This is a genomic window from Treponema sp. R8-4-B8 (assembly GCF_054786175.1).
The window spans coordinates 12414-34559 of record NZ_BDHE01000490.1; the positions used below are offsets into that span (position 1 = coordinate 12414).

19 protein-coding genes are annotated in these 22146 nt (G+C 43.5%); 11 read left to right on the plus strand and 8 right to left on the minus strand.

What is annotated here, in order from left to right:
- Positions 1–239: 239 nt before the first annotated feature.
- Positions 240–2360, plus strand: a complete 2121-nt coding sequence (locus tag ACYVRA_RS16945) for an adenylate/guanylate cyclase domain-containing protein (RefSeq protein ID WP_461253915.1) — start codon at positions 240–242, stop codon at positions 2358–2360.
- Positions 2361–2440: 80 nt separating this feature from the next.
- Here ACYVRA_RS16945 and ACYVRA_RS16950 read toward each other — a convergent pair whose 3' ends face one another.
- The 3 genes from ACYVRA_RS16950 to lepB are packed head-to-tail and all read right to left on the minus strand — an operon-like array spanning position 2441 to position 6612.
- A complete protein-coding gene (locus ACYVRA_RS16950; protein ID WP_461253916.1) occupies positions 2441–4378 on the minus strand; it encodes a motility associated factor glycosyltransferase family protein in 1938 nt (645 codons plus the stop codon).
- Positions 4379–4407: 29 nt separating this feature from the next.
- Positions 4408–6234 (minus strand): penicillin-binding protein, encoded by a 1827-nt coding sequence (locus ACYVRA_RS16955; protein ID WP_461253917.1) that lies wholly within the window; start codon positions 6232–6234, stop codon positions 4408–4410.
- Positions 6235–6612 carry a signal peptidase I gene (gene lepB, locus ACYVRA_RS16960; protein WP_461253918.1) on the minus strand — a complete coding sequence of 126 codons (378 nt, stop codon included), beginning with the start codon at positions 6610–6612 and terminating at the stop codon, positions 6235–6237.
- A 48-nt stretch (positions 6613–6660) separates the two neighbouring features.
- Here lepB and ACYVRA_RS16965 point away from each other — a divergent pair, with 48 nt between their 5' ends.
- From ACYVRA_RS16965 to ACYVRA_RS16995, 7 genes are all read left to right on the plus strand, one after another.
- Positions 6661–7941 (plus strand): peptidoglycan DD-metalloendopeptidase family protein, encoded by a 1281-nt coding sequence (locus tag ACYVRA_RS16965; RefSeq protein WP_461253919.1) that lies wholly within the window; start codon positions 6661–6663, stop codon positions 7939–7941.
- Between the two features lie 159 nt (positions 7942–8100).
- Positions 8101–8388 carry a hypothetical protein gene (locus ACYVRA_RS16970; protein WP_461253920.1) on the plus strand — a complete coding sequence of 96 codons (288 nt, stop codon included), beginning with the start codon at positions 8101–8103 and terminating at the stop codon, positions 8386–8388.
- Positions 8389–8405: 17 nt separating this feature from the next.
- Positions 8406–10685, plus strand: a complete 2280-nt coding sequence (locus tag ACYVRA_RS16975) for a polysaccharide deacetylase family protein (RefSeq protein ID WP_461253921.1) — start codon at positions 8406–8408, stop codon at positions 10683–10685.
- A gap of 7 nt (positions 10686–10692) precedes the next feature.
- Positions 10693–11829: a small ribosomal subunit Rsm22 family protein gene (locus tag ACYVRA_RS16980; RefSeq protein ID WP_461253922.1), complete on the plus strand. Its 1137-nt coding sequence runs from the start codon at positions 10693–10695 to the stop codon at positions 11827–11829.
- Between the two features lie 39 nt (positions 11830–11868).
- Positions 11869–12192, plus strand: coding sequence for a hypothetical protein (locus ACYVRA_RS16985; RefSeq protein WP_461253923.1), 324 nt, complete (start codon positions 11869–11871; stop codon positions 12190–12192).
- A complete protein-coding gene (locus ACYVRA_RS16990; RefSeq protein WP_461253924.1) occupies positions 12189–12605 on the plus strand; it encodes a PIN domain-containing protein in 417 nt (138 codons plus the stop codon). Before ACYVRA_RS16985 ends, ACYVRA_RS16990 begins: the two co-directional genes overlap by 4 nt.
- Before the next feature lie 23 nt (positions 12606–12628).
- Positions 12629–12832 carry a hypothetical protein gene (locus ACYVRA_RS16995; RefSeq protein WP_461253925.1) on the plus strand — a complete coding sequence of 68 codons (204 nt, stop codon included), beginning with the start codon at positions 12629–12631 and terminating at the stop codon, positions 12830–12832.
- 17 nt (positions 12833–12849) lie between these two features.
- Here ACYVRA_RS16995 and ACYVRA_RS17000 read toward each other — a convergent pair whose 3' ends face one another.
- The gene (locus tag ACYVRA_RS17000; RefSeq protein ID WP_461253926.1) at positions 12850–14979 is read right to left on the minus strand and encodes an adenylate/guanylate cyclase domain-containing protein; all 2130 of its coding nucleotides are present in this window, start codon (positions 14977–14979) and stop codon (positions 12850–12852) included.
- A 69-nt stretch (positions 14980–15048) separates the two neighbouring features.
- Here ACYVRA_RS17000 and ACYVRA_RS17005 point away from each other — a divergent pair, with 69 nt between their 5' ends.
- Both ACYVRA_RS17005 and ACYVRA_RS17010 read left to right on the plus strand, forming a co-directional pair.
- Positions 15049–15933: a histidinol-phosphatase gene (locus tag ACYVRA_RS17005; protein WP_461253927.1), complete on the plus strand. Its 885-nt coding sequence runs from the start codon at positions 15049–15051 to the stop codon at positions 15931–15933.
- A gap of 57 nt (positions 15934–15990) precedes the next feature.
- Positions 15991–16284 carry a HigA family addiction module antitoxin gene (locus tag ACYVRA_RS17010; protein WP_461253928.1) on the plus strand — a complete coding sequence of 98 codons (294 nt, stop codon included), beginning with the start codon at positions 15991–15993 and terminating at the stop codon, positions 16282–16284.
- A gap of 48 nt (positions 16285–16332) precedes the next feature.
- Here the strand turns inward: ACYVRA_RS17010 and ACYVRA_RS17015 are convergent, their stop codons facing one another.
- The 4 genes from ACYVRA_RS17015 to ACYVRA_RS17030 form a co-directional block, all read right to left on the minus strand.
- Positions 16333–17016 carry an endonuclease III domain-containing protein gene (locus ACYVRA_RS17015; protein ID WP_461253929.1) on the minus strand — a complete coding sequence of 228 codons (684 nt, stop codon included), beginning with the start codon at positions 17014–17016 and terminating at the stop codon, positions 16333–16335.
- On the minus strand, positions 17016–17492 hold the full coding sequence (gene ispF / locus ACYVRA_RS17020; RefSeq protein ID WP_461253930.1) for a 2-C-methyl-D-erythritol 2,4-cyclodiphosphate synthase: 477 nt from the start codon (positions 17490–17492) through the stop codon (positions 17016–17018). Before ispF ends, ACYVRA_RS17015 begins: the two co-directional genes overlap by 1 nt.
- Positions 17489–19141 carry a peptide ABC transporter substrate-binding protein gene (locus ACYVRA_RS17025; protein WP_461253931.1) on the minus strand — a complete coding sequence of 551 codons (1653 nt, stop codon included), beginning with the start codon at positions 19139–19141 and terminating at the stop codon, positions 17489–17491. The genes ispF and ACYVRA_RS17025 overlap by 4 nt, the downstream gene beginning before the upstream one ends.
- A gap of 74 nt (positions 19142–19215) precedes the next feature.
- Positions 19216–20628 (minus strand): mechanosensitive ion channel family protein, encoded by a 1413-nt coding sequence (locus ACYVRA_RS17030; RefSeq protein ID WP_461253932.1) that lies wholly within the window; start codon positions 20626–20628, stop codon positions 19216–19218.
- 98 nt (positions 20629–20726) lie between these two features.
- On the opposite strand from ACYVRA_RS17030, the gene ACYVRA_RS17035 reads away from it, so the two are divergent.
- Complete coding sequence (locus ACYVRA_RS17035; protein ID WP_461253933.1) at positions 20727–22142, plus strand: MBL fold metallo-hydrolase RNA specificity domain-containing protein; 1416 nt, start codon at positions 20727–20729, stop codon at positions 22140–22142.
- Positions 22143–22146 lie beyond the last annotated feature (4 nt).

Below are 22146 nucleotides of genomic sequence, written 5' to 3' on the forward strand. Positions count from 1 at the left end.
TCAGCTTATGCAGACAGGGAAAATGGTTTATTGGACAGTAGAAGGGTTAAAATGAAAAAACCGGGCCTCATGACCCGGCGGCTCCCCGGGTCTGTAACGGCTATTCGCCGCCCAAATATACCCAAGTACTTAAAATATAACCGTATTAGACAGCATTGTCAAGGGTAAAAATTATCTTGACAACTCCTATTTAATAGGGCACACTATACATAAAAAGCGGTAATCATGTATTATGGGGTATGTCTGCTTATAAAAATATTAAGTGCGTTGTTTTGCTTCTGCTGTTGACCGTTACGCAAGTTTTCGCGCAGAACAACCAAACAAACGATACATCCATCGCCTCACCGTGGAGGCGAATCAGAGATTCGCAATTTTCCTCTAGCGTCGTTTCCATCAAGCTTGACAAGTTCCTCCTGTATGTAGGGAATCAATCAGAGATGGCGGAAATGGAAGCGAGTAAATTCGACATGCCTGGATTTGAACCGTACTATGGAGGGGATACGCCCGATCCCGCTGGCCACAGTAAAAATTATTATGTGTTTAAAACCACATTTTCCGTCAGTACGGATTGCAAGGACATCGATATTTCGCTGTATATTGATCCTACATTCATGCCGTGTACTATACGCGTCAATAATATTTTAATTTATAAATCAGGCTTATACTCAGACGGGACTTACAGTACAGGTACGGCTCTGGCATATCATGTGCCGCTTTCAAAAGGGTTGATTAATTATTCAGAGGATGATTCTCCCATTGAAAATGTTCTTGTAATCGAAACATTTCCACAATATGAAAAAAACAGGCTGCCTGAATTCTCAATATCCGAATACAGTTTTAATGAAAGAAAAGTTTTTATAAAGAACCTTTTAACCTCCCACCTGGTGCTTGCCGCCCAAGTTCTTTCATTTTTAATCGCCGCTTATCTTTTTTTCCTCTTTTTTTCCAGAGGCCGCAAGGATACCAAGTACCTGTTTTTTGCGCTTATGTGCCTTTCATTTTTCTTTGCATACTCCAATGTTGGTTTTGCCTATAGCTCGCCCCATGATACGCTTGTCCAGAAAGTAACCCGGATATTCCAAATGCTCTGTTTTCCATTTTTTTTCTCGTTTATTCTGGAATCGGTGGGAATGTTCGGGAATAAAAGGAAGTATGTCATTGCCGCCGTTCTTGTCTACAGCCTGTCTTTCACTTTATTAATAGCCATTCAAAAAACTAAGCAATCGATAAACGCGATGTATGACATCATGACGAATTTCAATACGGTACCGATTCTTGCGGGCAGTATTCTTATTATGGCATACATTGTTTTTTTCAGGAAAAACATCAAAGTTGTGCCGTTGTTTATAATAGAGCTTTTAGTCGCAGGAGCGAGCTTGCGCGATCTGTTAATTCTGAAAAACGGAATAGAGCCGCTGTTCTGGGCGACCCCTTATGCTTTCATACTTTTGGTAGTTGTAACATACGCAATGCTGATAACCGATGAAAATTTTTTGCAGAATGCGTTTTCCCGTTATCTTGCGCCGGAAATTATTTCCGAAATTATCAAGGATCCTAATAAACTGAACTTGGGCGGTGAAAAACGGGAGATGACCGCGTTATTTACCGATATACAAAATTTCTCCGTTATTTCCGAACAGCTTGACCCCGCTCATCTGGTACAACTTTTAAACAAGTACCTTACTGAAATGAGTAACATCATAATTGAACACCTGGGAACCATAGATAAATACGTGGGTGACGCGATAATCGCGTTTTTCGGCGCTCCTTTGTATAATGCCGATCATGGCGCCCTTGCCTGCCGAAGCGCACTCGCGATTAAGACGGCGGAGAGGGAGTTAAACAAAATGATAGTCAGCGAAAAGTTGAGTCCTGTGCCGCTTTTTACCCGCATCGGAATAAATACCGGCGAAATGGTAGTGGGCAATATGGGGGCGGAAAAAAAGATGGACTATACCATCATGGGGAACGCGGTAAATCTTGCGTCGCGTATTGAAGGAGTTAATAAACAATACCATACCGGCGGCATATTGATAAGCGAATACACCAAGGCAAAAATCGGCGATGAATTTATACTTCGCCGTATCGACCGCGTAAGGGTGGTTGGGATAAACACGCCATTGCGCCTGTATGAACTGCTGCCGACGGATACTAAACAGGGGATGGTGGAAATTTGGGAAAGGGCTCTTGACTTGTATGAAGACAGGAATTTTAGTGATGCTTTTGCCCTGTTTGTTTCGCTGGTAAAAAGTTACCCGAATGACAATGCGGCCAAGTTTTACGCGCTTAGGTGCAAGGCGTTTATTGAAACTCCTCCGCCAAAGGATTGGGACGCGGTAAAAAATCTAAAAGAGAAATGATAGCGTTGTTCGGAAAAAATGTTAATGCTTTTTAGATTTTTTAAAGAGTAACGCCATTAACGCCATTGCGCGTTACGCGATTAAAACAACTTTATCACTTCTCTTAAATACGCATCATACGAATCTTTCTCCACAGACGCTAACAAGAAATCCGCTATTTCTTTAACCTCGCTTTCCAACACAACTCCCGCTCCTTCTTCATTGGCATTTTTAATACTTTCTAATCCGTGCTTTAGAGCGTTAACCGCTTTTTCATACTTCTCAGCTCTGCCGCGCTTTTCTTCAGGAGCGTTAAATTCTTTTTCTATTTCAGAGAACGTTAGCTGAATACGGCGGTTAATCTCATCGCGGCGCTTTGGCAGGGTTAAAAATTTTTGGCTGTCCGCCGCATGGAGTCCTTTTATGGCTAACCCTTCGTGGAAGAGGGCGTGGTTTTGGATTTGTTTGTTTTGGGCAAATTGAGCCTCGAACCATGCGGCGTAGAGGGAAAGACGTTTGTCCGTGGTAACTTGTCCGCCGAGGACGGAAGGCGCTTTAAAAGGAAAGCCGTCGCGCAGGGCGCGCACTGCCCATTTTTCGGCGGGATTAAAGCGGTTGGAGCTTGAGTTGGAAATCTCCTCAAAACGCGCGCCGTGGAAGTGTGTTTTTAAATCGGGAAACGAAAGGTCTAAACCGGCTATCCAAATTTCCTGAGCACCTAAAAAGCGCGCGAAATCCCATGCCGTAGAAGCGACAGAACCTCCCGCCCCAAGCCTTGTCTTTGGATCGACGCGCTTTTCAATAAACATTCCAAGCGGGATAATGGAACCGCAAAGAAATTTATGTTTAAAGGGCAGTTTTAAGACAGGCGGATAAACGGCGGACTCGGCTATCAGAGCGGTTTGTAAATTGTCCTCTTCGCGGACGCAACGGTCAAGATGACGGCTGTTCCAAAATTGCGGGTCAACTACAAGGACAAAATCAGGCTGAATACCGTTTTTTATGAAAAAGCGAAGGTTTGTGTCTACCGCGACAATAACGCACCTTTCATAAATGTCGCGTAACAAAGGTTTTATTTTGTCCAGACTTGGCCCTGCGGCGGCAAGAAATACGGGGAAAGGCTGATTTATAGTATGCGCCGCCGCAAGATTTGCATCTTCTGCGGAGGCTGAAAGTGCCGGAAGAGTCTGATTGGCTGTTTCTGCGGAGGCTGAAATAGGTTGATTAGCTGGCTTTGATACCGGAAGTGGCTGATTTTCGGCTTGCGCCGCCGCAAGATTTGTGGCTTCTGCGGAGGGTGAAAATTCCGAAAGAGACTGACTTTCGGTCTGCGCCGCCGCAAAATTTGACAGGCGGGAAATTCCGGGGTAATCGCAGATGGCGCTTATGTTACGTGAAAAGTTGCGTACCCACCTTTGCCCAAAGCGCCTGTGGGTGGCTGTGTTTACGCTGTCTCTCGCCGTCCACGACTGAATTTTTCCTTCTATCTGTTTGTACCACTGCTCGTCAAAACTTGTCAGCGCTTTGTTGTTGATAATGTAGGGGGCGATTTTTTTCGCGCTTGCGTCACCGCTGGAAACTAATTCGTTTGCCATTGAGAGGGCGCTTGTTATAGCGTCTCCACTGCCGCCAATTACAAAAATTATTCTGTTTTTGCCAAGAAATTCGCTAAAATCCCTAAGTTCAAGCGCTTTTAGAAGCAGGCTTTTATGCCTTTCCACTACAATCACAGGGCGATCCAATTTTACGGCGGCTTGCGCGGAATAGCCAAGTCCAAAACCTAAAATGACAATCGAGCTTTTTTCGCCATTGCCGGCAGCCGCCTGCTCACAGGCTTGCGCGAGACGCTGACTTTCACGTAACGGATCGCGCGGAGAGTGAATATACAGGCCGTTAATACGCAATATAGGATCGCCTGTTTGCGCCGTTTCCGTTATTATGTCTTTAAATTCATCGTCTTTATTTTTAGAGTTAATTTCTTCCCAGAGACCCGGATATTGATTAAGGAGGATTTCCTTATTTTTTTTAATATGTGACATGGCGTAACGCTTTTTTAATATTATCCATATTATTCCAACTCCAGAATAATTTTCATGCCGGGCGTGACGGGCGTTCCGGCGGGAGGGCTTTGACGGCGCACCCAGCCGTCGCCGATAATTTCCACGTTAATATCGTCGCGTAACAAGAGGGATAAAAGCGTTCTTTTCGCTATCCCTGAAAAATCGGGTACTTGAGTCTCAACGGGGGGGAGACGGCCCGCCGGTATGCTGACCGAAGGCGGGTGGTTAATCTGCGGATTGCGTCCGCGCGGAATGCCAAGATAATCAATTAGCGATTCGGCGGCTTCGCGGATTGCGGGGGCGGCGATTCTGCCCCCTGATGTTACTCCCTGCGGCTTAATTACGGCAAGATACAGAATTAGAGACGGATTTTCAGCGGGAAGAATAGCTAGGCAGCTTGCGATAAAATCGGTCTCTGAATATTTTTTTGTTACGGGATCAATTATCTGCGCGGTTCCTGTTTTTACGCCGAGGGACAAATCCTGCACCCCCGCTCTCCAGCCTGTCCCGATACTCGAAGCCGTATCAGCCATGTAAGAGCGCATCGCTCTTGCGGTTTCCGCGCTGATAACGCGGCGTTTTTCCCCGCTTTTCCACTCTGTTTCCGTTTTGCCGTCCGCTGAAATAATTTTAGAAACTATTCTCGGCGGAACTAAAACGCCGTCATTTGCGACAGCGGAAGTGGCCTGCAGTATCTGATAGGCGGAAACCGCGATTTCCTGCCCAAAAGCGATAGTCGGTTTTGAGCGCTCAGACCAGTTTTCACTGCGGACTAGATAGCCGGCAGTCTCACCGGGACTGCCGGCGCCGGTGCGCGAGCCAAAACCAAAATCGCTTAACAACTGATAAAATCTGCTTGAACTGATGTTATCCGAAGCATAGGCGGCTCCGGCGTTACACGAATTAATAATTATTTCCCTTACCGTTACTTTGCCATGCCGCCCTTCACATTTAATCTGAACGCCCCTGCTTGTAGTATAAAATCCGTTACAGATAAAAGTCGAGTTAGTTGAAATCACACCTGAATCCAAAAGAGCAGACATAGAAAAAACTTTTAAAGTGGAACCTGGCTCAAAAGCCCAGATAGCGGGGCGGTTCATACGGCTGTTCGCGTCAGAAGCGCGGACATTATTGGGATCAAAATCGGGCAAAGACGCGGAACCTAGAATATCGCCTGTGCGGGGATCCATCGCTACAAAAATCGCAGCCTCTGCTTTTGTCTCTTCCATTGTTTTTTCCGCAATCTGCCGTAAAATATGCTGAATATAGGCGTCAATCGTCAACACGACATTGGAACCTTTGCCGTCATTATCAACGCCGGATAAAACATTGTTAAAGGCGTATTCAATCCCCTCGTTTCTGTCTCCTACAAAACCGACAATCTGGCTTGCGAGATTTCTTTCGGGATATACCCTGCCTACAATTGGTTGAAGCATTACGCCCCTAATTTTTTTTTCTTCAAGGATGGCGGTAATCTGCCTCGCCGTGCCGTCATCGATATGCCTTCTTAAATAAAGAAAATTTGACTCGGACGAATTTATTTTTTCGCTGATTTCAGTAGGAGACATATCAAGAAGCGCGGCAAGTTCATTCGACAAAACATCAATATCCTTAATCGAAGGCCGCCAAACGCTGACATCGGCAAACCGGATTTGAATGGCAAGGAAGCGGCCATTTCTGTCTAAAATAGAACCGCGTTCAGGAAGACTTGTATCCATGCGGGCGGGAGGAGGAAGCTCACCCTTTATCATCAATACGGCGTAATGAATAATCAAATATAAAAGGAAAATCGCTAATAATGAAAAGACCGCTATATAACGCCGCTTCAAATTCATCTAATACCCCAAAACCTTCCCAATAATATTATCGGTAAGAACAGGACCATAAGAACGCGAATCATAGGATACAACGCTGTTGTCTCCTTCGGCATAAAACATGCCGTTTTCCGCCGACATTGTGCAGCGTTTTACCGCTAACTCGCCGGAAGGCGTGTAGAAAACTACAACTTCCCCTTTTTTTGGCTGCCCCCAGCGCAACAGATACTTATTTGACGGTAATTGCAATCCATAATTTATGCGGCTGACAACTAAAACAGCGCCGTCGCGAATCGTTGGCTCCATCGAATGTCCCCGGGCAATGATAAAATCAAAAATGAACAACTTTAAAAAAAGCGCTGCTAAAATAGCGAATAAAACCGATTTTATTCCTTTCATTATATATCATATATAATCCTTATCGCTTTTTTTGTCGATAAACCTAATATGGCCCCAATAATAGAAAAACAACATGTCGTAAAAAGGCGAAAAACGTCTTCTTTCAGGCACAACTATAAATCGGCAAATGTTAATACGGAATTTATGAGCCACTTTTCTCAAAAACCTGCTCATATAAGGAAAAAAGGTCATGTTTCCCTGTTTGAAGCGTTTACAAGGGCAAGACGGCAAAAAACAAGAGACTCACAGCTAAAAATATCGAGAAAAAGAGGATCAAGGGCAAATACAGATAATGGGCGTAATCATTCAAGCGGATTTAGTTTTTCACTCCCCCTTTTTGGAACTATAGCCGTTATCGCCGGAATTGTAGTAATTGCCCTTGCCGCGTTTAATTGGGAAAATTTGAATATCGGAATTCCTGATATTTACGCTATAACCCCGCCTGCGGAAAAAACGGAAGCGGAACAAAGGGTGATTCAATACGCCACCACAGGAATTACCGATGTTATTGACAAGTTAAGCGCGACTGCAAGCGGCGAAGTTTCCGGTGAAAACGCGAAAACAAATACGCAGACAGATAACCCGCACGGTTCTCTTGTCACTTTTAAATGGCAACAGTACAAAGTTAAAAAAGGCGATTCTGTTTCTGCTATAGCGAAAAAGTTCGACGTTTCCATCGGAGCGATTATCGCGTCAAATAACATTACCAACGCCAGAAAACTTAAAGAAGGAGCAGTATTAAAAATACCCAATATCGATGGTATTCCATACCAAATTCAAAAAGGGGACAATCTTTCAAAAATTTCAGCGTCCTTTAAAGTGCCTCTGGAAGTAATTTTAGATGTAAATGACATAAAAGACGATAATATCAGGGCTGGAGACACGCTTTTTATCCCCGGAGCGAGGATGAATGATATCGATCTTAGGTTAAGTTTAGGCGAAACATTTATGTATCCGCTTAATAAAAAACATATCACAAGCTATTTTGGGATGAGAAAAGACCCGATAAGCGGATCATTAAGTTTCCATTCCGGCATTGATTTTAGGGCAAATACAGGCACGGCTGTTCTTGCTTCGTTGGACGGGGTTGTTTCCTTTACAGGCGAAAATTGGCTTTACGGAAAACACATCATTTTAAGCCACAGTAACGGCTACAAGACTATGTATGGCCATTTAAGCGCTTTTTCCGTAAAACAGGGTGACAAGGTGACAAGGGGTAGAAAAATAGGTGAATCGGGCAATACCGGCTACAGTACTGGACCCCATCTGCATTTTGGAATATATGACAAGAACAATAAATTGATCAATCCTCTGGAATTGTTAAATTAAAATATGAAAGTGAGGCCCAATGAAAAAATTAATTTTGATACTTTTGGCGTTTTTGGCGATTTTTACGTTAATCCGCGCTTTAGAGACCGCTCAAGCCGGGGAAATACCTTCTAAAAATACTATGGAAATTTTCAGGTAAAATATACTACAATATAATGTATGATACTTGGTGAAAAATCTGCGGCTGTAACCGGGGGAGAATATTCGCCCGGACAGCAAAAAATGCCGGAGGCTGGTTTATACGTTTTTAGCGATGTAGTAGACAAAGCGTGTAAAGGGCTGTTAGATCGGCAGATAAAATACTCAATCCGGCGTATACGGGAAATGGAAGAGCGACTCTGCGTATTGGAACGCGAACTGGATGATTTTCTCGTTTCCAAGACGTTGCAGCCGTGCGACAGCGGTGCGGTAGCCATGCGACAGCCTACGGCAATCGTACAACAGTAGCCGCTTAGAGAAATAGAATGAAAAAACGCGCTTACAGAGCATATAAAATCTTTTTTTCCCTTATCGTTTCACTAATACCCATTTTTCAGCTTTCAGCGGTTAATTTCAGCGGGCTGACCGTCTCAAACGATGACAGGCTTTTATTCAGAGCCGATTTTGAGGGACAGCAAGCCATATTTATTACAAGGCTAAGCGATCTGTCCATGCAGCAGCTTACCATGCACCCTGAAAAACTGTATTTGGTAAATAACGGAAAAACCATTATCGCGTTGAACAGATTGGGAGCGGCAAGTATTCCCGTATTGGGAGGGCTTCCGACTCCGCTTCCCGTGTATCCGTCTTTCGCGTCTGGCAATACGCCGTTAAAAGGCAGGCTTCAGGATTTAGCCGCTTCCGCAGACGGACACTGGATTATTATCATAGAGCCTGTAAGCCCCGGCTATGGGGATTTGGTTATGGTTGATCTTTTAAGCGGCACAAAAAAAGTTGTCAGCGAAAAAATAGAATTGCCTAACGCCGGATTCCCCGTAAAATGGAGTCCCGACTCGCGGCTTTTTGTTTACTCAAAGGGCGGCAGGCTTTTTTACTTTCCTATTTTAAGCGATTTGTCGGTATTGGTAGACGAGCGTTTTAGAATGATTGGTTCCGGCGGAATTGAATCGGTGTTATGGGATCAACAGGGCGTTTTTTACTACATGACCGGAAACACTTTATATCGCGTAACAAATCCGGAACTTTTTACAAGGACAATTTACGGTGATTTTCTTTCCATTGGCGCGGTCGCCGCTGTCCTTCCTCTGGATTTTGATTCAGGGTTTGACCGTTATTGGATAGCGCCGGACTCAGGCTCAATTTTATTAAATAAGGGCGGTAAGGGCATATTTTTCTTTTTGTTAGGTGAAAATAAGGCAAGCGCCGCCGCCTCGCCTGTGACAATCCTTCCCCACGCGCTTACCCCCAACGGAACTGAAAACTTTAACGTTCTTTGGCCTTCCATTGTACAGGAACGCAGAGCGGGCAGTCCCACGCGTTCAGGAGGCATAACTTCAGGCAATCTTACGGTAATTTATACGGTACAAGACGAAACTTTTGTTTTACGTTTTGAAGTTAAAGGAAGCGCGATTAATTTATTGCCTAATAAAAGTTTTCCGTTAGCGTCAAATTGCGCTTTGTCGCCGGATGGAACAAAAGCGGTATTCTGGGGCGAGAACGGGCTTGAACTCTGGGATTACGCAAACTGGCGGATAATTCAAAGATTGAACAATACTCCTGTTTTTTCCTGCGCGTGGATCAGTGACAGGCAATTGCTTGCCGGAAATTCAAGGTTTATAGAAGAAATAAATATTTCAAGCTCTTCCTACCCGCGCAGGAGAATTTGCCTTTCCTCGGCGGATGAATTTGGTTTTGTACAAGGTTCGGGAAGCCTGTCGCAAATAGCCGCAAGAATAGGAAACGATTGGTTTTCAAGCGACGGAAGAAACGCGTGGACAATCGCGGCAAATACGCAATTAAGGCCGCCGATTCTGTACTCGGATCATTACCGCGTTTTTCTTGAACCTCAGTCTTCAGGGCATTACGTCAATATTCCCATGATACGCAATATGCAATCTACCGGCACTTCATCTCTTTTATCAAGTTATACCGTAAATAAATCGTACACTCTTGGACGTACCATGCCCATCGCTGTTTGTTTTGATCTTTACGACGACGATACGGGCTTGGCGCAGGTGTTAGCCGCGTTAAGCCGGTTAAAAATAAAAGCGACTTTCTTTTTAAACGGCGAATTTATACGCCGCAGTCCACAGGCGGCGGCGGCTATCGTTAAAGCCGGGCATGAAACCGCATCTCTTTTTTACACTCCGATTGATCTGTCGGATACCCGCTACCGCATTACCAATGAATTTATCGCCCGTGGGCTTGCGCGTAACGAAGACGAATTCAACAAAGCCACGGGAAAAGAACTCTCTATCCTTTGGCACCCCCCGTTCTATCGCACTTCCGACACCGTAAACGCCGCCGCGGCAGCCGCAGGATACACCACCATTAACAGAAACATCGATCCCGGAGACTGGATGTCAAGGGAAGACGCGCTAAGGCTAAACCTGCGGCAAATCCCGCCTGCTGAAATGATCGAACAAATTATTCAAAAAAGGGAATCCGGCGCAATTATCCCAATACGGCTTGGATTGCTTCCCGGCGGCAGAGACGAATATCTGTTTCAGCGGATAGAGGCGTTACTTGACGCGTTGATCCGTTCAGGGTACGAAATAGTCCCGGTATCATCAGTTATCAGATAACAAAAAAATGCTTGAGACAATTCCCTCTTTAATAGAAAAAACATTCCCCATACCGGGACGTTTCAAAAGCAAACTGCCGTCTGATATCGCGGAACTTTCCCGTCTCCTAACAAACAACCGGGGGAGCAGATCACTTTCCTATCTGACGCGCCCCAATTTTCTTTCCGCCTATCTGCATTATTTTTTACCGTGGAATCTCTACCGTCTCTGCCTCTTACTGCCAACCTTAAACATAAATTTGCAAGCAGGCAATTCAATCACAGATTTAGGCTGCGGCCCTTTAACCCTAACATCGGCGCTTTGGATTTCGCGTCCAGATATTCGCAACCTGCCGCTGGAGTTTAACTGCATAGACCGAAGCGGCCCAGCCCTTGAAGCCGGAAAAAAGTTTTTTCTCGCTCTCTGCGAAGATTCAGGCTGTAAAAGTGGCTCTTGGAAAATAAATCTTATAAAAGAAGATATTGATATAAGGCAGGTAAAAGGAGCGAAAAAAAGAAAGCCTGCCGCTCTTGTCTGCGCGGTAAACATGTTTAATGAAATTTATGAAAATCTGCCACATAAAAACGCTGAGGGACTGCGGCTTATGGCAAAAAACGCCGCGCAGACAATGAATAGCGAAGCGGCGAAAAACGCCTACATTTTAACTGTGGAGCCGGGTGTCCCGCAATCGGGAAAATTTATTTCTTTTCTGCGGGACGCGCTTATGAAGTTAGGGCATCCCCCTTCTTCGCCATGTACGCACACCGGCGCCTGCCCCCTATCAGGTGGCGCGACAAAAATGATTAAAGGGCGGAATTGGATCGACACAAAAAAACGCTGGTGCCACTTTGCCTACGAAACTGCAGACGCGCCGAAGGAGCTTCGCAAACTTTCCGCCGCCGCTAAACTTCCCAAAGAGAGGCTGGTTTTCAGTTTTCTATTAACAGGCACACCTTCGGCGAAAAAAGAAGAAGCGCGAATTATTTCCGACGCGTTCCCACTGCCATACAACCGCTTTGGCCGCTATGCCTGTTGCGAGCGCGGCCTTGTGCTAGTTACCGGAGAAAGAGACCGCATTGAAAACGCGGTTTCAGGCAGTATTGTAAAACTTGCGGTAACAGGTCAACATGATGAAAAAAGCGGCGCGATGATAAGTTGCATTTAGATATTGATAAAAGCTAAAAAATAGTATATGATTACAACAGTGGAAAAACAAACAGGAGGAAAAATGACTGCGCTTCGAAAAATTGTTGATTCTAACGTTCTAACAAGTATCTTTGATTTACCTCCAACTTTACAAAATAGAAAAATTGAAGTGGTTTTATTTCCGGCAGATGAAGAAACAGAAAAGATACCGTTTTCGACTCAAAAAAAACCTTTTCAGCTGACTTTGGCTCAAATTGATGAATGGGCAAAAGCTTTTGAAATACAAACTCTTGTTGGCGCGCTTGCCGGAACGAATCTACCGTCTGACATAAGTATAAATGATATTCGAGAGCAGCGGCTTGCGGATAAATATCGCGTATGAAGATACTTGTTGATGCAAATATTGCCCTTGATGTGCTACTTGAAAGGCAGCCATTTTGTAGCGCAGGTACTAAAGTTTTAGGTTTATCAAAGGGAGGAATAGAACTATTTCTTTCAGCCTCCACTATAACTGATATATACTATATAATTCGTCGTGAACGGAAAAGCAAAGAAATTGCTATAACTTTAGTAAAAAATATATTAGCAATTGTTGATATTGCCGCCGTAACTGGTAATACAATCCGACAAGCTATATCTCTTGAGTGGGATGATTTTGAAGATGCAGTACAATACGCCACAGGAGAAAATATTGCGGTAGATTATATAGTAACTCGTAATACATCAGACTTTGTTCATTCATCCATACCTGCGTTAGAACCTGATGCGTTGTTAAAAATCATTTCAGAAAAATAAGTATTCCACAGAACAATACAGTTTTGTCTGAAACTTTGTACCCACAACATCGCCTGCTCACACACCCGCTCCAGAATACTGTTGCTCCAATCACTCAAACAACCATCTCCACCGCATTGGCTCTGCGCTGGAATGATTTTAAGGACGCTGTTCAGTTTATAACCGTAAAAGAAAACAAGGTTGATTTTATATTACCGTTTGATGTCTGTAATTCCTACAAAGGCTGAATTTATGGCGAGGCATTTCATTTCTCCGTCAGATTTTTTATCGCGTCCCACTCTGGCGGCGGCGGAGTTTCTGCAAAGACATTGCAACGCCGCGCGTAAAACTTGGCTACATTGTCATTTGGGTAACGCTCCATCAGCGAAGAAAACAAGGGCAGCGCTTCTTTAAAATCCATGCGCTCATATAAATCAATCGCCTTCTCCCAAATTTCCACCATGCCTTTATCAGTATCCGTTGGCAGTAATTCATACAGGCGCAACGGCCTGTTTATCCCAACCACTCTTACGCGGTCAATACGGCGAAACATAAACTCATCGCCGATTTTTGCCCTTGTGTATTCGCTTATCAATATGCCGCCTGTTTGGTAATGCTTGTTTACGCCTTCAATGCGGGAAGCGAGGTTTACCGCGTTCCCCATGATGGTATAATCCATCTTTTTTTCAGCGCCCATATTGCCCACTACCATTTCACCCGTGTTTATTCCGATGCGGGTAAAAAGCGGCACAGGGCTTAACTTTTCGTTGGCTATTATTTTGTTTAACTCCCTCTCCGCCGCCTTAATCGCGAGGGCGCTGCGGCAGGCTAGGACTCCGTGATCGGCATTGAACAACGGAGCGCCAAAGAACGCGATAATCGCGTCTCCCCAGTATTTGTCTATGGTTCCCAGGTGTTCCATGATTATATCGCTCATCGTTGTAAGGTACTTGTTAAGAAGCTTGACCAGATGAGCTGGATCAAGCTGTTCGGAAATCGACGAGAAATTTTGTATGTCGGTAAATAGCGCGGTCATCTCACGCTTTTCGCCGCCAAGATTCAGCTTGTCGGGGTCTTTGATAATTTCGGAAATAATTTCAGGAGCGAGGTAGCGGGAAAACGCGTTCTGTATAAAATTTTCCTCGGTCATCAGCATCGCGTAAATTATAATTACCATGACCATGAAAGAGTAAGGAGCCGCCCAAAACAACGGAACAGAACCGCTCTGTAGGACAAAAAGATCGCGCAGGCTGCAACCGGCGACTGTAAGCGCGATGATAAAAAACGGCACAACTTTGTTGTTTTTCCTGAAAAAAACGACGTAAGAGAGAATAATAATACTGCCCGCAAGAATCGGGATTGTGTTGATATTTGTCATAACGCCAAACATCTCGTTTACCGATTGTTTTGTATTTTGAAGGGCTATGAATAAAGCGCATAACAGACTGTAGACAAGAAGAACGGCGGCAATATACTTTTTTTTATTCCCGAATATTCCAACCGACTCCAGTATAAACGCGGCAAAAAATGGCAAGCATAACACTTGAAAGATACGGCTTACTTTCTCGAGCAACGTATAATGCGCCGAGGAATAGACAAAACCGACATTAGCGTAGGCAAGGAAAAATGAAAAACACAATAGCGAAAAATACAAATACTTTATATTGCGGCCCCTGGAGAAAAAGAGGAAGAAATGATAAATGGCGATAAGCAGAGAAAGAACCTGAGCCATAAGCACCAGGTGGGAAGTCAGGAGATTCTTTATGAACGCTTTCCTTTCATTAACAGAAAATTCGGCTATTGAAAATTCAGGCAGCGGGTTTTTTTCGTATTCAGGAAACGCTTCGATTACAAGAACATTTTCAATTGGGGCGTCATCATCTGAATAAAAAATCAATCCGTCTGCAAGCGGCACATGGGCGGCGAGAGCCGTTCCAGTACTGTACACTCCGCCTGAGTATATGCCTGATTGGTAGACTACAGTATTATTGATACGAATAATAAACGGCGTGTACAGCGGGTTAAAGTACAGAGAAATATTCCTGTCCTTGCAATCAGTGCTGACGGAAAATGTAGTTTTAAAAACATAATAATTTTCACTATGACCCGCAGGGTCGGGCAAGTCCCCTCCGTAGTACGGTTCAAATCCCGGCATATCAAATTCATTCGCCGTCATTTCGGTCATTTCAGACTGATTCCCGACATACAGGAGGAATTTATCAAGTTTGATGGATACGACACTTGAAGAAAATTGCGAATCTCTGATTCGCCTCCACGGGGAACTAATGGATGTATCGTTTGTACGGTTGTTTTGTGCAAAAACTTGCGTGGCGGTCAATAGCAGAAGCAAAACAACGTATTTAATATTTTGATATATTTTTTTATAAGCAGACATACATTATAATACCATAATATAGCTTTTTGTGTATAGCGTTAATGGTGTATAATAGCTTTTGGAGGGAAAATGACAGAACAACCGCTATTTTCCAGTATGCACGTACATACTAAATTTTGCGATGGAAAAGACGACATAGAAACAATGTGCCGCGCCGCTTATGAAAAATCTCTTTTCGCGATTGGATTCAGCTCTCACGCTCCAGTTGACAAACAGCTTGGATTTAGTACCGACTGGAACATGAAAAGTACTCTTGCAGAAGAATACGCCTCACAAGTTCTTGTAGCAAAAGATAACTGGCGCGGAAAATTAAACGTCTTTTTGGGATTAGAAGTGGATTATATAAAGGGAAAGCGTTCTCCACTTGACAGCGATATAATCAAATTAAACCTTGATTATATAATAGGCAGCGTACATTATCTTTTTCCTGAAAACGGAGCGCAGCCATTTACAGTTGACGGTTCTCTGGAAGAATTTGAAAATGGGCTTAAAGAAGGATTTAACGGTGACGCGCAAAAATTGATGCACGCGTATTATGACGCGGTTGCCGAGATGATTCACGGCGGAGGCTTTGATATAATCGGACACGCCGATCTGATTAAAAAAAATACTTATGGAAAAAATTTATGGGCGCAGGAAGAAGAAGCAAAAAGACAAAGTGAAATCGCGCGAATGGCGGCAAAAGCCGGATTAGTTTTTGAAATAAACACAGGCGGAATAAATCGGAATAAAATACAAGAAACTTATCCTTCACTTGCTTTTCTTAAAATTATCAAAAAGTTTAAAGTTCCTGTAATAATTACAGCAGACGCTCACTGTGCGAAAGATATTATTGGAAATTACGATATTGCGTTAAGCACGCTTGAATCAGCGGGAATAAATGAACATTTGCTTTTTACAGGAAAAAATAATAAAAGGGCAGTTTGGCAAGTAGAAAAAATTATTAAAAAATAATAAAAAGTACTCGACTATATATTGCATTTATATTATATTTAAACAAGAGGAGTTATAATGGCAAGAACCAAACAATCACCAGGAACATTGCTCTTGGATCTTATTGCAAAGTACAAATTAAATTGCAACAGAGTTTCAAAAGATATTAAATGCAGTCAGACTGCATTAAGGCTTATCAGCCTTGACAAGAGCAGAATAACAACATCCATCGCCGTGCGTCTGGCGAAATATTTCGGCACAAAGCCGGAATTTTGGCTATTAGCGCAGATGGATTACGATCTTAAAAAAGCGGCTAATAACAAAACATTGATAAAAGCGCTTAAGGGTATTTCAAAGGCGGTTAAAAAATGAACAATAAGGAATGAGAAGTCTGTGGTTTTTCATTCCTGTTGTTTTATTTTACCTTGATTTATCCACACCGTTACGCGAACAATGTTTTTTTATTACGCATTGTGAGCAAAATGGACTTACAGGACGGCATAATTTCTGTCCGTAAAGAACTAGTAAATAATTAATTCGCTTCCAATAATGGAGCGGTAAAATTTCTCTTAATGTCATTTCTGTTTCCTCAGGATTTCTGCTTTTTAGCCACCCGCAGCGGTTGGAAATACGGTGAACGTGTATATCCACGCATAAACCGTCAAGATCAAAAGCTTCCGTAAGCACAAGATTGGCTGTTTTTCTGCCGACCCCGGGAAGGGCAAGCAACGCTTCCATTGACGAAGGCACTTCGCCGTTGTACTGCACAATCAAAATAGAAGCGATTTTCTTTAATGAAGACGCTTTATTACGGTAAAACCCGACAGGATAGATTAGTTTCGCGAGTTTTTCCTCTTTTATCGCGCTTAACGCTTGGGGATTGCCAGCTTTTTCAAGAAGCCGCTTTGACGCGGCAAGGGTTACTTCGTCTTTGGTACGCAGGCTTAAAATAGTAGAAACAAGCACAGCCCACGGATCGCGGCGATACTGCTGTGCTACGGTTGTAACGGAAGGATCTTCCGCTCCTTTTACGGTAATAATTTCTTCGCGCCATTTTTCAAGGGCGGAAAAAATTTTGTCCCATTTTGGTTTGGAGCCGCTCATTAAATTTTCTCAAGCAGGCATTGCGCTAAAACTTCGACTGCCCTGCCCTTGCCTACGGAACCTAAACCCTCCGCGGTTTTTCCTTTAACAAAGACGCAATCTAGGGGGACTTCCAGAGTCTTGGCGAGCGAGTTTCGGATAGCGTCGCGGAAGGGAAGCACTTTCGGTTTTTCACAGATTATTACGCAATCAAGATTGACTAGTTTCCAGCCCGATGTTTTTACTCGCGTAAAAACATTACGCAAAAGTTTCATGGAATCGGCGTTTTTATACGCGGGATCGGAAGGCGGAAATAATTCGCCAATGTCGCCAAGAGCGGCGGCGCCAAGAATGGCGTCGCATACCGCGTGGGCAAGAGCGTCTCCGTCCGAGTGGCCGTCCTCCCCTTTTGAGAAAGGAATTTCAACGCCGCCAAGGAGAAAACGTCGCCCTTTTTTTAAGCGGTGTATGTCGTATCCAAGACCGGTTTTTATCATTTTATAAGAGCGACGCCGGGCAGGGGGCGGAATGCCTTAAAAGCCATATATTTAAACGGATGAATGTCCATCGCGTTAGGATACCATCCGTCCATCTCGCCGGTATCAATAATATTTACCGCGGGATTAAAAAAGACGGGCAGCACAACCCCCCTGTCCAATAAAAGTTTTTCCGCCTTAGACAAAGTTTCCAAACGGGTTTTTCCCTCTTCCACCATGGATTGTTCAATTAACGCTTCATAGTCAGGGTCATCCAAACGCGCGTCATTTAAATTTGAATCGCGCCTGAACATCTGCAGAAAAGCGTAAGGATCGGCAAAATCCCCAATCCATGTTATGGAACCGACTGTATACCCGTTTTCCTTCATGGATTGAAAATATCTGTTATAGGGAATTACCTCTACGCGCACATTTAAACCCAATTTTTCTTTCCATGCCTGAGCCATTAAAGAACCGACACGCTCCGCATCGCGCCCCGGCGTTATGCGAATAACAAGAACGGGCGTTCCCGCGCCGTCTTTATATCCGGCTTCTTCCATTAAACTTAGAGCCTCTTCGTAATTTGTTTCTGATATTCCTTCGACTTCGGGGTATCCGGCAACGGGAAAAATCAAGGTTTCAGCCGGAAGAAAATAATTACTGCGTATTTCTTCCCAGGGCAGCGCAAGGGTCATTGCCCTGCGGACCCTGTAATCGTCCCAGGGTTTTTCGGCGCTGCGGATATAATAATAATGAGTGGCAAACATAACATTCACTTGAATCCCAGAACGGTCCGTCAGCGAATCTATGTCCACATCACCGGAAATCCAGCGCGCCTCTCCGGAATTCCAAAGATGCGCGGCTTGATCGGCGGTTTCCGTAAATTTAATAATAAGTTTATTTAACGTGACGCGCTGGGAATCCCAATACTGTTCCGATTTTTTCATAACAATACTTTCAGTATCCATTGAAATGATTTGAAACGGCCCGTTGGAAACAGGAGGAGTCCAGTCTTTTCCAGCCTTATAAGGAGACCAATCATCTTTATCTAACATAGAAGGATGAATCGGGCTGAACGAATGATGGCACAGCATAGCCGGAAAAAAAGACGCGGGAGAATTGAGTTTTACGACAAGGGTTCTTTGATCAACCGCCTGTATGCCGACTTTATCCGGGTCTTTTAAAACGCCGTTACGGTAATCCTTTGCGCCTTCGATAACGTCAAAAAAACTTGAATAAGGGTATTCAAGACCGGGAGTAAGAAGAGAAAGCCACGCGGCGCGGAAATCTTCCGCCCGTATTGGATCGCCGTTGGAAAAACGCGCGTTACGGCGCAGAGTAAAAGTCCACTGCATTTTGTTTTCGGAAAGTGACCATCTTTCAGCTAACGCCGGAACAGGCTCCAAAGAAAGAGGATGATAGGAAAAAAGCCCTTCGTATATCGCCGTAAAAATCTGCGCTTCGCTTGCAAAGAAAGATTTACGAAAATCAAGCTCCATTTCCAGACTTGTAAACGTGGCTGTAAGTTCGTCAAGATTACGGACTCCGGGACGCATTTCCGCAAATTCCCCGCTCTCGGGTTCCTGCGGTTTTTGTATTTGCTGGCTCTGACAAGAGGCCACTAACAGCACACAGAATGAAAGAAGTAAATTTTTTAAGTATTTATTCATACATCTATTATAACATACAAACATTCAAAACACAAGTATACCTATTACCAGAGCGTAAAGGCTAATACAACCTTTTAACTCTTCTTTGTAGTAATAACCCTATAATGAGCCGCAGTCATATCAAGTCCGGCTTCCTGAAAACCGTTTTGAATATTCGCGTAAAGCGCCGCGAAAATACTAGGAATCTTGCTTACTTCTTTCGTGTAACAGTTAATCTGATAACTTGCGTAGAAATCATCTAATTTAGTTTGAAGCACAAAAGGTTTGGGGGTTTTCTGAACATACTCGGTATTAAGCGCGGCTTTTATTAATATGTCATGTATCGTCTGCCAGGGAGTCGCGTAGCCAAATGTAATCTCCGAGTAAATAATTAAACCTTCTTCATCTTCATCTGACGACGTATTGTAATTAATAATATTTGATCCTAAAATAATCATATTTGGAAAGGTTACATATTCATTTTTATGCGTCTTTAACCGGACTACCATCAGATTTTTTTCTACAACAAAACCAGTTATCTCTTTAATTTGAACGCGGTCGCCTAATTTAAAAGGACGCATATATGTAATTACAAGTCCCGCGACAAGATTTCCAATCGCGCTTGTCGAACCAAGTGAGAAAATAATACCTATAAAAACCGAAACTCCCTGGAATGCCTTTGAATCGGAGCCGGGCAAATAAGGATAAATAACCGCAATGGTAAACGCCCACAGAAGAACCTGCGCGATTCTTAACGTAGGCGCGGCCCAATCCGGAAAAAATCCGGGAAGCTTCAGTTTGCCCTTTTCTATTTGAGACGCGAAATATTTAAGCGCTTTTAGCGCATAACGGGTAACTGTAACTATGATTATAATTGTAATAAGATTCGGAATGTACTCAACCGCGCCCATAAGGATTTTCTTTATCGGGTTTAGTATATAACCGAATAATTTCGACGCAATATTCTTTGTAGCGGAGAACAAACTGAAAATAATCGGAATTGTAAGAAAAAGCAGAATTGCGGTGATTAGGTATTTTATCAATTTGAAAAAAATCTGTATTGCCTGAGTAACGTGCTTTGCCGTAAGAACTCTGAATTTATTGACATATAAAGCTTTTATTTTTTCGTTTTCCGCTTCTTCAATCTTTTTATCCAGACGCTTAAACAATAACCAAATTAACTTAATAAATAAAATCTGCGCGGCAACTATTAAAATCGCGATTCCCAGCCTGTATAGAAAATGCAGTTCTTTTTTAGGTTTTTTCGCGCCATCCGATAAAACCTGGGGGTTCGGCGTTTCAGCTTCGGTTTCTGTTACTTTTTCTTCATTTTCTTTAGTAGAAACAGCCTCAGTAGAAACACTTTTTGCTGAAACATCTTCAGAGGAAACTGTTTCGGCGGGAACATTTTCCGCGGAAACAGCTTCAGACGCGTCAGATTCGCTTTCTTGGGCAAAAGAAAATGTTAAGGTTATTAACAGGAAAATAACAAAAAATATCTTTTTCATACTATATCTAATATTATAAATTATTGCTTAAAAATTTAATAGTATAAAATTATTAAAATATAGATGACATTGGCGGTTTTTCATGATACAATTCTCTTATGAAAGCAGTATTTAAATCTCTCGGCGCGGCCGAAGAGGTAACAGGTTCCAAGCATGTGCTTGAGATTGACGGGCAAAGTTATTTGATCGATTGCGGGGCATTTCAAGGCTCCAGGGCGGACGCGGATCGTAAAAACAGAAACTTTGGCATTTCGGCTGATAAAATCAGCAGCGTTATACTGACTCACGGTCATCTTGATCATTGCGGTCTTTTACCGCTTTTGACAAAACAGGGCTACAAGGGAAATATTTTCGCTACCCCCGCGACAAGAGACATAGCAAGTTTGATTATGATGGACTCCGCCAATATTCAAGCTCACGACGCGAAATTCCTGCAAAAGGAAGCCAAAAAAAAGGGAGAAAAATTTACATGGACTCCCCTTTTTACGGAACATGACGCGATAGGGGCGGTCGGACAAATGGTTGGGGTTTCGTATAACAGACCCATGTTTATCGGCGATGGAGTGAGTCTTGAATTTTACGATGCGGGGCACATTCTTGGCTCTGCGCTCGCTGAAATAAAAATTAAGAAAAACGGCGAGGAGATGAACATACTTGCCACAGGCGATTTAGGGCGCAAGGGCAAACCGATTATACGCGACCCCGCAATTCCCAAAACAGTTCCCGACTACATTATCCTTGAAAGCACTTATGGCGACCGAAGGCACGATTCAACCGATGAAGCGATAGAAAAACTCGCAATCATGGCAAAGCGGACTATTGAGAACAAGGGAAAAATACTGATTCCTTCCTTTGCCATTGAACGCACCCAGGAGCTTGTCTATTATTTCCATCTTCTTGTAGACGACGGCACCATTCCCGAAGTGCCGATTTTTGTCGATTCGCCGATGGCAACTAACGCGACGACAATTTTCCAAGTTCATCCCGAATGTTACAGTGAGGAAATAAAAGAGGCGTTTATCAAACACCATAAAAACCCGTTTGGTTTTAACAGCCTGCATTTTACCATCAGCGTTCAGGAATCAAAAGCGTTAAACGATTATAAAGGACCGTTTATCATAATTTCAGCCGATGGAATGTGCGAAGCCGGACGCATCCAGCATCATCTTATACAAAACATTCAGGATCCAAACACTACAATTTTGACGGTCGGTTACATGGCGGAAAACACCTTGGGGCGGCGCATACGCAACCGCGAAAAAGAAGTAAAAATCCTCGGTGATTGGTACAAACTAAACGCGCAGGTAGAGGAGATAAACGCTTTCAGCGCCCACGCCGATTATTTTGAAATACTTGAGTGGCTTAAAGCGGTGGACACTTCCCGCCTTAAAAAGATATTCCTCGTTCACGGCGAAAAGAAAGCGCAGGCTCACTTGAAAAAATATCTTGAAGAAAACGGTTACCCGGATGTCGAGATTGTAAAGTTCGACATACCATACGATATGAAAGTCTAAATTT

Excerpts from the sequence above, each read along its gene's own strand:
- ACYVRA_RS16945 (WP_461253915.1), top strand. The coding sequence starts at position 240 with ATGTCTGCTTATAAAAATATTAAGTGCGTTGTTTTGCTTCTGCTGTTG.
- ACYVRA_RS16950 (WP_461253916.1), bottom strand. The coding sequence starts at position 4,378 with ATGTCACATATTAAAAAAAATAAGGAAATCCTCCTTAATCAATATCCG.
- ACYVRA_RS16955 (WP_461253917.1), bottom strand. The coding sequence starts at position 6,234 with ATGAATTTGAAGCGGCGTTATATAGCGGTCTTTTCATTATTAGCGATT.
- lepB (WP_461253918.1), bottom strand. The coding sequence starts at position 6,612 with ATGAAAGGAATAAAATCGGTTTTATTCGCTATTTTAGCAGCGCTTTTT.
- ACYVRA_RS16965 (WP_461253919.1), top strand. The coding sequence starts at position 6,661 with ATGGCCCCAATAATAGAAAAACAACATGTCGTAAAAAGGCGAAAAACG.
- ACYVRA_RS16970 (WP_461253920.1), top strand. The coding sequence starts at position 8,101 with ATGATACTTGGTGAAAAATCTGCGGCTGTAACCGGGGGAGAATATTCG.
- ACYVRA_RS16975 (WP_461253921.1), top strand. The coding sequence starts at position 8,406 with ATGAAAAAACGCGCTTACAGAGCATATAAAATCTTTTTTTCCCTTATC.
- ACYVRA_RS16980 (WP_461253922.1), top strand. The coding sequence starts at position 10,693 with ATGCTTGAGACAATTCCCTCTTTAATAGAAAAAACATTCCCCATACCG.
- ACYVRA_RS16990 (WP_461253924.1), top strand. The coding sequence starts at position 12,189 with ATGAAGATACTTGTTGATGCAAATATTGCCCTTGATGTGCTACTTGAA.
- ACYVRA_RS17000 (WP_461253926.1), bottom strand. The coding sequence starts at position 14,979 with ATGTCTGCTTATAAAAAAATATATCAAAATATTAAATACGTTGTTTTG.
- ACYVRA_RS17005 (WP_461253927.1), top strand. The coding sequence starts at position 15,049 with ATGACAGAACAACCGCTATTTTCCAGTATGCACGTACATACTAAATTT.
- ACYVRA_RS17010 (WP_461253928.1), top strand. The coding sequence starts at position 15,991 with ATGGCAAGAACCAAACAATCACCAGGAACATTGCTCTTGGATCTTATT.
- ACYVRA_RS17015 (WP_461253929.1), bottom strand. The coding sequence starts at position 17,016 with ATGAGCGGCTCCAAACCAAAATGGGACAAAATTTTTTCCGCCCTTGAA.
- ispF (WP_461253930.1), bottom strand. The coding sequence starts at position 17,492 with ATGATAAAAACCGGTCTTGGATACGACATACACCGCTTAAAAAAAGGG.
- ACYVRA_RS17025 (WP_461253931.1), bottom strand. The coding sequence starts at position 19,141 with ATGAATAAATACTTAAAAAATTTACTTCTTTCATTCTGTGTGCTGTTA.
- ACYVRA_RS17030 (WP_461253932.1), bottom strand. The coding sequence starts at position 20,628 with ATGAAAAAGATATTTTTTGTTATTTTCCTGTTAATAACCTTAACATTT.
- ACYVRA_RS17035 (WP_461253933.1), top strand. The coding sequence starts at position 20,727 with ATGAAAGCAGTATTTAAATCTCTCGGCGCGGCCGAAGAGGTAACAGGT.